Genomic DNA, 12,259 nt, shown 5'->3' with positions numbered 1-12,259 from the left:
AGCAGACGTAAAATCCCCCGAAAACCGTTGTTTTCGGGGGATTTTACGTCTGCTCGCGCAAGCCCTGGCCGTATATTCTCAGCCGGTGGGTCGCGATCAAATCCATGCCGATATCGCGCAGGAGCGTCGTCGCATCGCGGACCTGATCGACGATCTTGACGAGGCGCAGTTAGCGACGCCCAGTCTGTGTGCGGGCTGGGACGTGAAGACCGTCGGCGCTCACCTGGTGAGCTACTGCAGGCAGGAACCGCCAGGGTTTCCTGGCTCGGCGCACGCCGGGGCGGCATGGATCGGGCGATCGACGAGTTGGCCCGCCGGAGCGCGCAGTCGCCGGCTGCTGAAATTGCGGCACAATTGCGCGAGCTCGCCGATGGCCGATATTGGCGACCCCCGCCCCAAGCACCGGGTCTGCTGGCCGAGGTCCTGGCCCACAGCGGCGACATCAGAATCCCGCTTGGACTGCCCTTCGAACCTGACCCGCAACTGACACTGACGGCGCTAAACTTCTTGGCCGGCCCGCTGCCCATCGGTCTGGTGCCGCTGCGATGGCTGCGCGGAATTCGCTTGCATGCCAACGATATTGATCGAGCTTGGGGTAACGGACAGGAAATCCGCGGACGGGCGGCCGATCTGCTGATGGCTGCGGTCGGGCGCACCGCCGTGCTAGAGGCGCTAGACGGGCCAGGATTGGCGTTGCTGCGCCAGTGCACATCTGAATGACGGCCACCGGTCCTGCGCCCGGCTGGTGTATTCAGAGCCACGCATTCGTCCACAAGACGCCTTGCCAGGCCTACTTTCGTCGCCAGCCACGCAGCATCATGGCCACGGTGGATATCGAAAGGGCTCTGCTGGCCAATGGCGGACTGGCGACCACTGGCGAGCTGCTGACCATCCTGAGCCGCAAACGCCTGGCCGGACTTGTTACGGCAGGCAGGCTAATTCGTGTCTGCCACGGCGTCTACGCGTCGAGCCAACCGGACTTGCTGGTCAAGCTGGCCGCACTGGATCGCCTTGCCGCGCAACCGATCGTCGCCTGCATGGGCACTGCCGCGGCGTTGTACGGCTTCGACACCGAAAACACGTCACGCCTGCACATCCTGGATCCCGGCGTGCGTATGCGACCGTCAACGAATCTGATGGTGCATCAACGAATTGGCGCTCCGCTGCGACGCGTCGAGGGCCGGCTGGCGACGGCACCGTCCTGGACGGCGGTCGAGGTCGCGCGAATGTTGCGACGGCCACGCGCGCTCGCGACTCTGGATGCGGCATTGCGTATAAGCGCCTGCACGACAGGCGAATTGCACGCTGCGATCCGTGAGCAGAAGGGTCGTCGCGGCATCGTCAAGGTCCGCGAGTTGATCAGTCACGCCGACGGTCGTGCCGAGTCGCCGATGGAGAGCGAAGCGCGGCTGGTGTTCATCGACCACCGGCTGCCGATGCCGGAACTGCAGTACGAAATCGTGGACCACTACGGCAAACTCTGGCGCGTCGACTTCGCGTGGCCGGACGCGATGCTCGTCGCCGAATACGACAGCGTCGAGTGGCACGTCGGCCCAGATGCCCTGCTGCACGACCGTCAAAAAATCGCCCGGCTGCAGGATTGCGGTTGGGCGATCATCCCGATGACCGTCGACGACATTCGACATGATCCCGTCGGCCTGGTGGACCGCATCAACGCCCAGCTGGCGAGCAGACGCAAAGTCCCCCAAGATCGGCCTCAATTGGGGGATTTTGCGTCTGCTCGCCATGGGTAGACTGGCCGACGTGCTTATCGGTTCGCATGTGCACCAAGACGATCCGCTGGCCGCAGCGCAGGCAGACGGCGCCGATGCGGTGCAGTTTTTCCTCGGCAACCCGCAGAGCTGGAAGAAGCCAAAGCCGCGTGACGACGCCGACAAGCTGAAAGCGTCCAGCATTCCGCTGTACGTCCACGCGCCGTATCTGATCAACGTCGCGTCGGCCAACAACCGGATCCGGATCCCGTCGCGCAAGATCCTGCAGGACACCTGCGATGCGGCCGCGGAAATCAACGCGACGGCGGTGATTGTGCACGGCGGCCACGCCGACGACAACGACATGGAAGCCGGCTTCGAGCGGTGGGTCAAGGCGCTCAAATACCTCGAGACCGATGTGCAGATTTATCTGGAAAACACCGCCGGCGGAGACCATGCGATGGCCCGCCATTTCGACACAATCGGGCGGCTGTGGGAACAGATCGGCGACAGCGGCATCGGCTTCTGCCTGGACACCTGCCACGCCTGGGCCGCGGGGGAGAAGCTCATCGACGCTGTCGACCGGATCAAGGCGCTGACCGGCCGCATCGACCTCGTCCATTGCAACGACTCGCGCGACGCGGCCGGCTCGGGCGCGGACCGGCATGCCAACTTCGGCACCGGTCAGATCGACCCTGACCTGCTGGTTGCCGTCGTGCAGGCGGCCGATGCGCCGGTGATCTGCGAAACCGCCGACGAGGGCCGCAAGGACGACATCGCATTCCTGCGCGAGCACGTTGTGGGCTGACCCGCGGGCCGATTGTGCCCGGCGAGCGTTACACCTCTTGTGCGGTTGTCCAGAAAATGTAATATCGACACCATGCCAGACACCCATGTCGTCACCAACCAGGTTCCGCCCCTGGAGAACCACAACTCCGCTTCTTCGCCGGTCCTCATCGAAGCCCTGATCCGGGAGGGCGGCCAGTGGGGCCTCGACGAGGTCAACGAGCTCGGGGCGATCAACGGCACTCGGCAAGCCCAGCGGTGGGGCGAACTCGCGGACCGCAATCGGCCCATCCTGCACACCCACGACCAATACGGCCACCGGGTCGACGAGGTGGAGTACGACCCCGCGTACCACGAGCTGATGCGCGTCGCGATCAGCCACGGTCTGCATGCCGCGCCGTGGGCCGACGAGCGGCCGGGTTCGCATGTGGTGCGGGCCGCCAAGACCTCGGTCTGGACGGTAGAACCGGGGCACATCTGTCCGATCTCCATGACGTATGCCGTGGTGCCTGCGCTGCGCTACAACCTGGAGCTGGCAGCCGTCTACGAGCCGTTGTTGACCAGCCGCGAATACGACCCCGAGCTGAGGCCGCCCACCACCAAACCTGGGATCACCGCCGGCATGTCGATGACCGAGAAACAGGGCGGCTCGGACGTGCGGGCCGGCACCACCCAGGCGACGCAGAACAGCGACGGCACCTACCGCCTCACCGGACACAAGTGGTTTACCTCGGCGCCGATGTGCGACATCTTCCTGGTGCTCGCGCAAACTCCAAAAGGGTTGTCGTGCTTCATGTTGCCGCGGATCCTGCCCGACGGCACCCGCAACCGGATGTTCCTGCAGCGGCTCAAGGACAAGCTCGGCAACCACGCCAACGCGTCCAGCGAAGTCGAATACGACGGCGCCACCGCATGGTTGGTGGGCGAGGAGGGCCGCGGCGTCCCGACCATCATCGAGATGGTCAACCTCACCCGGCTGGACTGCACCCTGGGCAGCGCCACCAGCATGCGCACCGGCCTGACCCGCGCGATTCACCACGCCCAGCACCGAAAGGCGTTCGGCGCGTATCTGATTGACCAGCCGCTGATGCGAAATGTGCTGGCCGACTTGGCCGTCGAGGCCGAGGCCGCCACCATCGTGGCGATGCGGATGGCTGGCGCCACCGACAAGGCGGTGCGCGGCGACCAACGAGAAGCACTGCTGCGTCGTATTGGCTTGGCGGCCAGCAAGTACTGGGTATGTAAGCGCTCCACGCCGCACGCCGCCGAAGCGCTGGAATGCCTGGGTGGCAACGGCTACGTCGAGGACTCCGGCATGCCGCGGCTGTACCGTGAGGCGCCGCTGATGGGCATCTGGGAGGGCTCGGGAAACGTCAGCGCGCTGGATACCTTGCGCGCCATGGCAACTCGACCCGAATGCATCGAGGTGCTGTTCGACGAACTGGCCACCAGCGCGGGCCAGGACGCCCGGCTGGACAGCCACGTCGAAAAGCTGCGCCCGCAATTGGACGATGTGGAGACCATCCAATACCGCGCCCGCAAGGTCGCCGAAGACATCTGCCTGGCGTTGCAGGGGTCCCTGCTGGTGCGCCACGGGCATCCCGCCGTCGCCGAGGCGTTCCTGGCCACCCGGCTCGGTGGCCAGTGGGGCGGAGCGTTCGGCACCATGCCGGCCGGCCTGGATCTCGCGCCGATCCTCGAGCGCGCGATGGTCAAAGGCTAAGCCGCACAATGACGCACGCGATCAGGCCGGTCGACTTCGACAATCTGAAAACGATGACCTACGAGGTCACCGATCGGGTTGCGCGGATCACCTTCAACCGGCCGGAGAAGGGCAACGCGATCATTGCCGATACTCCGCTGGAGCTGTCGGCGTTGGTGGAGCGCGCCGACCTGGACCCCAACGTGCACGTCATCCTGGTGTCCGGACGGGGCGAGGGGTTCTGCGCCGGCTTCGACCTGAGCGCATACGCCGACGGCACCGGATCGGCCGGCGGCACCGGGGCGTACCAGGGCACAGTGCTCGACGGAAAGACGCAGGCCGTCAACCACCTGCCGGATCAGCCCTGGGACCCGATGATCGACTACCAGATGATGAGCCGCTTCGTGCGTGGGTTCTCCAGCCTGATGCATGCCGACAAGCCGACGGTGGTCAAGATTCACGGCTACTGCGTGGCCGGCGGTACCGACATCGCGCTGCACGCCGACCAGGTGATCGCCGCCGCCGATGCCAAGATCGGCTACCCCCCGACGCGAGTCTGGGGGGTTCCCGCGGCCGGTCTGTGGGCACACCGGCTGGGCGACCAGCGGGCCAAGCGCCTGCTGCTCACCGGTGATTGCATCACCGGCGCCCAGGCCGCCGAGTGGGGCCTGGCCGTCGAGGCGCCCGCCCCCGAAGACCTCGACGAGCGCACCGAGCGGCTGGTGCAGCGCATCGCGGCGGTGCCCGTCAACCAGCTGATCATGGTCAAACTCGCGCTCAATACCGCACTGCTGCAACAAGGTATCGCCACCAGCAGAATGGTCAGCACGGTGTTCGACGGCGTCGCCCGGCACACGCCCGAGGGCCACGCCTTCGTCGCCGACGCGGTCGAACACGGCTTCCGGGAAGCGGTGAAACACCGGGACGAGCCGTTCGGCGACTACGGTCGCAGAGCATCCCAGGTCTAAGCCGATGCCCGCCATGACAGCCCGCTCGGTAGTGCTCAGCGTGCTGCTCGGCGCCCATCCCGCGCGTGCCAGCGCCGGCGAATTGATCAGGCTCACAGCCGATTTCGGTATCAAGGAAACGACATTGCGGGTCGCGCTGACGCGCATGGTGAGCGCCGGCGACCTGATCCGGTCCGCCGACGGCTACCAACTCTCGGATCGGCTGCTGGCCCGCCAGCGCCGCCAGGACGAAGCCATGCGCCCGCAGGTGCGGCCGTGGCACGGCGACTGGGTCATGGTGATCGTCACCAGCGTGGGCACCGATGCCCGCGCCCGTGCTGTACTCCGAAACACCATGTACCACAAGCGCTTCGGTGAACTTCGCGAAGGCGTGTGGCTGCGACCCGACAACCTCGAATGCGAGTTGGACGCCGACGTGCGGTGCAGGGTACGGGTGCTGAAAGCGCGCGACGACAGTCCCGGTCAGCTGGCCGGGAAACTGTGGGACCTGTCCGGGTGGGCGAAGACCGGCGACCGGCTGCTGTCCGAGATGGACCAGGCCGCAGACGTTCCCGGACGGTTCGTGGTGGCCGCGGCAATGGTGCGCCACCTGCTCACCGACCCGATGCTGCCCGAGGAATTGCTGCCCCCGCAATGGCCCGGCGACCGACTGCGCGCTGCCTATCATGACTTCGCCACCGAACTGGCGGCGCGGCGCGATGTAGAAAAACAACTCGTGGAGGTGACATGACCGATCCCGTGCGAGTAGAGCGCAACGGCCCGGTGACCACGGTGATCATCAACCGGCCGGAAGCACGCAACGCCGTCAACGGCCCGACGGCCGCGGCGTTGTACGCAGCGTTCGACGAATTCGACCGTGACGACAGCGCATCGGTCGCGGTGTTGTGGGGTGAGGGTGGAACCTTTTGCGCCGGAGCCGATTTGAAGGCATTCGGGACACCGGAAGCCAACGCGGTGCATCGGGAGGGGCCCGGCCCGATGGGGCCGTCGCGGATGGTGCTGTCCAAGCCGGTGATCGCCGCTGTCAGCGGCTACGCCGTCGCGGGGGGTCTGGAACTGGCGGTGTGGTGCGATCTGCGGGTCGCCGAGGAAGACGCCGTGTTCGGGGTGTTCTGCCGACGCTGGGGCGTGCCGCTGATCGACGGCGGCACGGTGCGGTTACCGCGGCTGATCGGCCAGAGCCGCGCGATGGACATGATCCTCACCGGTCGCGGGGTGCAGGCCGACGAGGCGCTGGCGATGGGGTTGGCCAACCGGGTGGTGCCCAAGGGACAGGCGCGGCAGGCGGCCGAGGAGCTGGCGGCCCAACTGGCCGCGCTGCCGCAGCAGTGCATGCGCTCGGATCGGCTCTCGGCACTGCAACAGTGGGGATTGCCGGAACGCCAAGCGCTCGACGCCGAATTCGCCAGCATCGCTCGCGTCGGCGCCGAGGCAATGGCCGGGGCCGGACGGTTCGCCGCGGGCGCCGGCCGTCACGGCGCCCCGGCGAGCTAGCTGGGTCCGTTGATGGTGTTGCTCGAGCCGAGCTTGTCCACCTTAGGCTTGCCGTCTTTGTAGGTGATCGTGTTGTTCGTCCCGATCACCCGTAGCTTGTTGTCGATCTTGTCGAGGGTGATGTTGTTGCCCGTGCCGCCGATCGTCACCTCCGCACAATGGCCGGTGACGGTCAGAGTGTTGTTGCTGCCGGCGACGTTCAGGTTCTTGCCGTCTTTGCAGTCGATGCTGGCGGTGGTCCCCATCGATCCGTAGTTGATCGTGTTGCCCGTCTCGAAGGTCACGGTCGTCGTTGCGCTGCCGGACGAGGTCGTCGACTCCGAGGTTCCGCTGCTTGCCGTCGTCGTCCCGGACGCGGAGGTCGTGCTCGCGCCGCTTGTCCCGGAGGTGGCTGCGGGGGGATTGGCCGTCTTACCGCAGCCGGCCAGACCGACGGCAGCCACGACGGCCGCCGATGCGGCGATCAGCCCGGCGAACCTGAGTGTGTCAGCAGTTCCATGGACGCGCATAGTGCCTCGATTCCTCGGTAGGGGGTTGGGTTCTTACGAGGTATTGACGACTGGATTGCGTTCCGTCAGGGGCCCACCCGTTGCAGCCGGTTGACCATCCCTAGTTCGCGGCCGCGGTCCCAGAGGATCGGGTCGCCGCCGTGGAAGAACACGGTTTCGTCGTAGCCGTAGACGGTGATGTCGTGCGTGACGCTGTCCGCGATGACGGTGTTGGACGAGCCCATGACGGTCACCGCCCAGCAGTTTCCCTTCGCCGTGACGTTGTTGAACGAGCCATTGACGATCAGCGTCGCGTCACCGCAGTCCACGACCTGCTCGAGGCCTTCGCCGACCACATGTGTATCGCCGTTCTTGGCGTGAGCCGCAGGTGGCGGAGCAGCCGCCGCCGCGGCAATCGCGAGGGCACAGGCGCCCACCGGCCCGACGAGGGTTGTCCACTTCATCGGCCGGCCTCCTTTGCCTGCGCGCGTTCCGCTCGACTGAGCCTAGTTGCATTTGTCTGCTCGACAACACACTTCAGTCCATTTACTGGGTCACCTATCAAATGACTAGCGGCGAGCGTCCGCATATGTACAGCGAAACGGCCCTTTGGGCGGCATTTTGCGGACCCTCGGCAGGGTGACTCAACACTGGTCTGTGTTGCTCGCTGACTGAAGCGCCGACGTGCGGCGTCTACATCGGTGTTTTTACACTGTGTCGCATGCATCGGCTTGAGGTCACCGCTGGCGGGCTCGGCACGCTGGCCACACACTGCCAGGAAACGGCGACTCGGCTGGTGGCGACGATCCCGGCGCCGCGTGGTGGACCACTTGTTCAAGCGACCTCGGCAGCGGTTAGTAGCGCCTATGCCGGGCTGGGCACCGCGGCAGCTGTCCTGGCTGGGCGGGTCGAGGTGACCGGGGCGAAACTAATTGTGGCGGGCACCGTCTTCGACAGCCAAGACGACACCGCCACACAGCATCTGGCTGCTGTGGGCAGTCGGGTCTAGGTCGAGATGTGGTAGTCGCGCCCGGCGTCGCGGAGGTGCCGAGCCTGTCGCAGATTGCCGCCTGGGACATTGAGCACCTCGAGGGCGCAGCCCAAGATTGGACCGCGGCCGCCCAGCATTGGGAGGACGCGTTCACCTCGGTGCACCGGGAAACACTGTCACCTGGGGGCTCGGTGTGGGTAGGCGATGCCGCCGAGGCCGCCCAAGAACGCACCTTCGCTGATCTGGTCAAGGTGCGCGGTTGGGCCGACATCTTGCATCGGGCGGCAGAGGTGGCCCGGCGCGGGGCTAGCAGGCTGCATTACTCGCAGCGCAGCGTGCTTAACGCTGTCCATGAAGCAGAAACCGCCGGATTCATCGTGCGGGAGGATCTTTCGGTCGTCAGCCAGCTCGCCGGCGGCTCACCGGTTCAGCAGGTAGCGCGTCAAGTTCAGGCCCAGCAATACGCTGCCGACATTCAGCTCCGGGCTGCCCAGCTCGCCGCCGACGACAGGGCCATCGCGGCCAGGATCACCACCATCACTGACCCCTTGCACACAGTCACCTTTCGCGAGACACCCACCTTCGCGACCCCACCGCATTCGCCACCCCAGCGCCACACCAATGGCGGTCGCGTCCAGGCCGTCGACCACACTTGGAAACAAGCGCCTGACCCTCCGGGCCCTCCAAACGGGCCAAGTGCCGAAGATATTCGCCGGGTGCTCAGCAAACTCCCGCAAGGCAGCGATCCTCGGATCAGAGAGGTCCGCTCCCAACAGGAACTCGAACGGCTTTGGAAATGGCTTGAGCAGGGCGGCGTGGAACGCCCGGGCGCCTACGGGCCAGACCCTTCAAAAGGGGTGTGGAAGGATTTGCCGAACGGCGGTGGCGCCGGGCAGCGGAACATTGCCAAGTCCACCGAAGGCCCTGCGATAGATATCAAAATTCCCGGAGAGAATGGCAACTGGAAGGTCCATATCAACCCTCAACGAGGAGGAGTACCGGAGATCCCAAGCGGACCGGCACCTGCCGAGCCCCCGCCAGTTCGCCCAACAGGCCCAGCGGAAGGTCCACACGCCGAACCGCCCCACGCTGAACCACCGGCACGTCCACCGGTAGAAGCTCCGCCGCCGCCTGCACCAGCACCCGTGAAATCGCCTCCACCAGCACCCGTTAGGCCTTCAGCTCCACCACCTGCGCCTCCCAGAGGCGGCTTCGGTGGAGGAGGATTTGGCGGTGGCGGTGGCGGTCTGCCCGGACACCATGGCCCATTCTGGGAACCAGAATAGATACATCCAGGTGTGATGTATGAGGCGGTTGTTCGCACCGCGGATTAGTCTGCGGTCTTCTGTTCCAGCTCTCTAGCGACACGCTCGCCAACATCGGTAAGACCAAGCCAGATCGAAAACCCCCACATCGCTGTGTCGTCATAGTGGCCGATGAAACGGTCGGATATACGCGCCAGCGCCGCATCCAGCGGAACGTCCCAGGGGATAATCCTGCTGCCTTGGCTAGGCAGGTCCCCGATTTCCATCAGCCCGTCTTCCACGAGCGATCGGATGGTCTCTAAAGCCAAATTCTGTCGGGTTGAAAGGGTTTGAGCGAGGTGGTTATCGATGATTATCGAATCGACCTCCGCGAGAGGTACCCAGTCGTGGAGCCCATTGGTGAGCAGCTCCGCGCGCAGCCGGTCTTGTGCAGTCATAGCCGTCCTCATCGGGATGCCGTGGCTTCCAGTTCCGTCGCGATGCGCTTACCGGGCTCGGTGAGTTTGAGCCAGACAGAGAAAGCCCACGCTCCAGGATCGGCGTAGTGACCTATGAACAGGTCGTGCACCCGTGCCATTGCCTTCTCGAGCGGGACGTCGTCCCACCCTTCAAACTTCATAAGCCCGTCTGCAACAAGCGACCGCACAGTCGATAGGGCCAACTCATGCTGCTCGGCCGTGGTTTCGGCCAGATGCTCACCGGTAACTAGCGATTCCACTTCCGCCAGCGGTACCAGGTCATAGAGTCCGCTGGTCAGCAGCTTCGCACGCAGCCGGTCGCGTGCGATCAAATCGCTCTGACGCTGGTCCATGGCCGAGAGCTTATCGCCTGGCGGCTGCCGGACGTGTCGAGCGGCAAATGTGGCCCGTGGTGGGCACCCGCACTGCTAGCGCCCGGCCAAAGGGTGGGGCGGCGGCATTTTGATCACCGTCGAGCGTCCGCATATGTACAGCGAAACGGCCCTTTGCGCGGCATTTTGCGGACCCTCGGCAGCCAGTACGACGGTGACGGCGTCGGGCAGGCGAGTACTGGCGCCGCGTCAACTAGAGTCATTAGTTGATTTGAACGTGCCAGGAATCGAAGGGCGATCGTATGGCAGCTCAGCCGGAACCGCCGTCGGCGGCCGGGCGCCAGCGTGCGGGCAAGGCGGCCGCGCGGCCGGCAAAGCTGAGCCGCGACGGCATCGTCGACGGCGCGCTGACCTTCCTGGACCGTGAAGGCTGGGATTCGTTGACCATCAATGCGTTGGCGACGCAGCTCGGGACCAAGGGACCTTCGCTGTACAACCACGTCGACAGCCTGGAAGACCTGCGCCGGGCGGTGCGCGTTCGAGTGATCGACGACATTATCAGGATGCTGAACAGGGTCGGCGAGGGCCGCGAGCGCGACGACGCGGTGCTGGTGATGGCCGGCGCCTACCGCAGCTATGCCCACCACCACCCAGGTCGGTACTCGGCGTTCACCCGGATGCCGCTGGGCGGCGATGACCCGGAGTACACCGCCGCGACCAGGAGTGCGGCCGCACCGGTGATCGCGGTGCTGTCCTCCTACGGACTCGACGGCGAGGAGGCCTTCCACGCCGCGCTCGAATTCTGGTCGGCCCTGCACGGGTTCGTTTTGCTGGAGATGACCGGGGTGATGGACGGCATCGACACCGATGCGGTGTTCTCCGACATGGTGCTGCGCCTGGCCGCCGGCATGGAGCGGCGCACCGCGGCCGGCGGCTCGCGGCCTTCATGAACCGGCCCGGCACCGCTTTGACCTGCCAGACCGCCGACGGGTATTGTGGTAGCTCGTGCCTGGCGGCTTGCGGCGCCTGACGTAAGGCGTGAATGCCGGGCCAATTCGCATGTCCAGGATGCATCGAAAATTTTCCGGGGCAAGCGCATGCGAGACACCCGAGAACAGAACGTAGAGCGAAACACAGAAAGCCGGTAGATGCCAACCATTCAGCAGCTGGTCCGCAAGGGTCGTCGGGACAAGATCGGCAAGGTCAAGACCGCGGCTCTGAAGGGCAGCCCGCAGCGCCGTGGTGTATGCACCCGCGTGTACACCACCACCCCGAAGAAGCCGAACTCGGCGCTTCGGAAGGTTGCGCGGGTGAAGCTGACGAGCCAGGTCGAGGTCACGGCCTACATCCCCGGCGAAGGCCACAACCTGCAGGAGCACTCGATGGTGCTGGTGCGTGGTGGCCGGGTGAAGGACCTGCCCGGTGTGCGGTACAAGATCATCCGCGGTTCCCTCGACACCCAGGGCGTCAAGAACCGCAAGCAGGCTCGTAGCCGTTACGGCGCCAAGAAGGAGAAGAGCTGATGCCGCGCAAGGGGCCCGCGCCGAAGCGTCCGCTGGTCAACGACCCGGTGTACGGGTCGCAATTAGTCACTCAATTGGTGAACAAAGTTCTGCTGAAGGGGAAGAAATCGCTGGCTGAGCGCATTGTTTATGGAGCGCTCGAGCATGCCCGCGAAAAGACCGGCACCGACCCCGTCATCACCCTCAAGCGAGCTCTCGACAACGTCAAGCCGGCTCTCGAGGTGCGCAGCCGTCGCGTCGGCGGTGCGACCTACCAGGTGCCGGTCGAGGTGCGTCCGGATCGGTCCACCACGCTGGCGCTGCGCTGGCTCGTCGGCTTCTCGCGGCAACGGCGAGAGAAGACCATGATCGAGCGGCTGGCTAACGAAATCCTGGACGCCAGCAACGGCCTGGGGGCCTCCGTCAAGCGACGCGAGGACACCCACAAGATGGCCGAGGCAAACCGCGCCTTCGCGCACTATCGCTGGTGATTAGCCACCGGTGATCCGGGGGCGCAACCGACAGCGAACTACCAAGCAACGATGAGAGTGGGAAGACTTC

15 protein-coding genes and 1 pseudogene are annotated in these 12,259 nt (G+C 65.4%); 11 read left to right on the top strand and 5 right to left on the bottom strand.

Translation table 11 applies throughout. The annotated features are described in order from the left end of the window. The first annotated feature begins 85 nt into the window (after positions 1-85). The 7 genes and pseudogenes from AC5Y2L_RS00165 to AC5Y2L_RS00135 all read left to right on the top strand — a co-directional run bounded on the left by AC5Y2L_RS00165 (position 86) and on the right by AC5Y2L_RS00135 (position 6,662). Positions 86-720 (top strand): annotated as a pseudogene (locus tag AC5Y2L_RS00165) (maleylpyruvate isomerase family mycothiol-dependent enzyme). A gap of 98 nt (positions 721-818) precedes the next feature. Further along, entirely contained in the window at positions 819-1,754 is a 936-nt protein-coding gene (locus AC5Y2L_RS00160) for a type IV toxin-antitoxin system AbiEi family antitoxin (protein ID WP_499933875.1), read from the top strand. A gap of 10 nt (positions 1,755-1,764) precedes the next feature. Continuing rightward, the gene (locus tag AC5Y2L_RS00155; protein WP_499933874.1) at positions 1,765-2,520 is read left to right on the top strand and encodes a deoxyribonuclease IV; all 756 of its coding nucleotides are present in this window, start codon (positions 1,765-1,767) and stop codon (positions 2,518-2,520) included. A 72-nt stretch (positions 2,521-2,592) separates the two neighbouring features. After that, the gene (locus AC5Y2L_RS00150) at positions 2,593-4,221 is read left to right on the top strand and encodes an acyl-CoA dehydrogenase family protein (RefSeq protein WP_499933872.1); all 1,629 of its coding nucleotides are present in this window, start codon (positions 2,593-2,595) and stop codon (positions 4,219-4,221) included. Positions 4,222-4,229: 8 nt separating this feature from the next. Further along, on the top strand, positions 4,230-5,168 hold the full coding sequence (locus tag AC5Y2L_RS00145; RefSeq protein WP_499933871.1) for a crotonase/enoyl-CoA hydratase family protein: 939 nt from the start codon (positions 4,230-4,232) through the stop codon (positions 5,166-5,168). 4 nt (positions 5,169-5,172) lie between these two features. Then, the gene (locus AC5Y2L_RS00140; RefSeq protein WP_499933869.1) at positions 5,173-5,898 is read left to right on the top strand and encodes a PaaX family transcriptional regulator C-terminal domain-containing protein; all 726 of its coding nucleotides are present in this window, start codon (positions 5,173-5,175) and stop codon (positions 5,896-5,898) included. Next, positions 5,895-6,662 carry a crotonase/enoyl-CoA hydratase family protein gene (locus AC5Y2L_RS00135; RefSeq protein WP_499933868.1) on the top strand — a complete coding sequence of 256 codons (768 nt, stop codon included), beginning with the start codon at positions 5,895-5,897 and terminating at the stop codon, positions 6,660-6,662. The genes AC5Y2L_RS00140 and AC5Y2L_RS00135 overlap by 4 nt, the downstream gene beginning before the upstream one ends. Here the strand turns inward: AC5Y2L_RS00135 and AC5Y2L_RS00130 are convergent. Continuing rightward, complete coding sequence (locus AC5Y2L_RS00130; RefSeq protein WP_499933867.1) at positions 6,659-7,171, bottom strand: DUF3060 domain-containing protein; 513 nt, start codon at positions 7,169-7,171, stop codon at positions 6,659-6,661. The two genes, AC5Y2L_RS00135 and AC5Y2L_RS00130, sit on opposite strands and share 4 nt — an antisense overlap. Positions 7,172-7,236: 65 nt before the next feature. Then, positions 7,237-7,614 carry a DUF3060 domain-containing protein gene (locus AC5Y2L_RS00125; protein ID WP_499933865.1) on the bottom strand — a complete coding sequence of 126 codons (378 nt, stop codon included), beginning with the start codon at positions 7,612-7,614 and terminating at the stop codon, positions 7,237-7,239. Between the two features lie 257 nt (positions 7,615-7,871). Between AC5Y2L_RS00125 and AC5Y2L_RS00120 the strand changes: the two genes are divergently transcribed. Then, positions 7,872-8,159: a hypothetical protein gene (locus AC5Y2L_RS00120; protein WP_499933863.1), complete on the top strand. Its 288-nt coding sequence runs from the start codon at positions 7,872-7,874 to the stop codon at positions 8,157-8,159. 401 nt (positions 8,160-8,560) lie between these two features. Here the strand turns inward: AC5Y2L_RS00120 and AC5Y2L_RS00115 are convergent, their stop codons facing one another. The 3 genes from AC5Y2L_RS00115 to AC5Y2L_RS00105 form a co-directional block, all read right to left on the bottom strand. After that, positions 8,561-8,695: a hypothetical protein gene (locus tag AC5Y2L_RS00115; protein WP_499933862.1), complete on the bottom strand. Its 135-nt coding sequence runs from the start codon at positions 8,693-8,695 to the stop codon at positions 8,561-8,563. A gap of 776 nt (positions 8,696-9,471) precedes the next feature. After that, entirely contained in the window at positions 9,472-9,843 is a 372-nt protein-coding gene (locus AC5Y2L_RS00110) for a hypothetical protein (protein ID WP_499933860.1), read from the bottom strand. Between the two features lie 8 nt (positions 9,844-9,851). Further along, positions 9,852-10,217: a hypothetical protein gene (locus tag AC5Y2L_RS00105; RefSeq protein ID WP_499933859.1), complete on the bottom strand. Its 366-nt coding sequence runs from the start codon at positions 10,215-10,217 to the stop codon at positions 9,852-9,854. A 281-nt stretch (positions 10,218-10,498) separates the two neighbouring features. Between AC5Y2L_RS00105 and AC5Y2L_RS00100 the strand changes: the two genes are divergently transcribed. The 3 genes from AC5Y2L_RS00100 (at position 10,499) to rpsG (ending at position 12,189) form a co-directional block, all read left to right on the top strand. After that, on the top strand, positions 10,499-11,146 hold the full coding sequence (locus tag AC5Y2L_RS00100; RefSeq protein WP_499933858.1) for a TetR/AcrR family transcriptional regulator: 648 nt from the start codon (positions 10,499-10,501) through the stop codon (positions 11,144-11,146). 198 nt (positions 11,147-11,344) lie between these two features. Further along, positions 11,345-11,719 (top strand): 30S ribosomal protein S12, encoded by a 375-nt coding sequence (gene rpsL, locus AC5Y2L_RS00095; protein WP_003879423.1) that lies wholly within the window; start codon positions 11,345-11,347, stop codon positions 11,717-11,719. Then, positions 11,719-12,189: a 30S ribosomal protein S7 gene (rpsG, locus tag AC5Y2L_RS00090; protein ID WP_067240665.1), complete on the top strand. Its 471-nt coding sequence runs from the start codon at positions 11,719-11,721 to the stop codon at positions 12,187-12,189. The genes rpsL and rpsG overlap by 1 nt, the downstream gene beginning before the upstream one ends. The last annotated feature ends 70 nt before the right edge of the window (positions 12,190-12,259 follow it).

The organism is Mycobacterium sp. NGS66 (assembly GCF_059812225.1).
The sequence above is the reverse complement of the archived record's forward strand: the minus strand, read 5'-3'. Positions and strand labels throughout refer to the sequence as shown.